1 pseudogene is annotated in these 427 nt (G+C 52.9%); it reads left to right on the top strand.

Annotation, left to right across the window (positions count from 1 at the left end):
* Positions 1 to 427: pseudogene (rbsC, locus tag CIK04_RS28370) on the top strand (ribose ABC transporter permease); the annotation flags it as partial.

Genomic DNA, 427 nt, shown 5'->3' with positions numbered 1-427 from the left:
CGTTGGGTGCCATTAGCGGCGTTATTATTGCCAAAGGCAAAGTTCAAGCCTTTATCGCCACGCTGGTGACGATGACGCTGCTGCGTGGCGTTACCATGGTTTACACCGATGGCCGTCCTATCTCTACCGGATTCACTGATACGGCAGATGCATTCGCTTGGTTCGGTACAGGTTATGCGTTGGGTATTCCTGTTCCCGTATGGCTAATGGTCATCGTGTTGCGCGCTGGTATCTGCTTAACCACACCCGCTTTGGTCGCTATGTGTATGCACTGGGTGGGAACGAATCCGCAACACGTCTATCTGGTATCAACGTCGACAAAGTCAAAATTGGTGTTTATGCGATTTGCGGCCTGCTTGCTGCTTTGGCAGGCATCATCGTCACATCACGCCTATCTTCGGCGCAGCCAACGGCGGGGATGGGTTAC

The organism is Vibrio sp. 03_296 (genome assembly GCF_002265885.1).
Note: the sequence above shows the minus strand (reverse complement) of the source record. Positions and strands in the feature narration are given on the sequence as shown.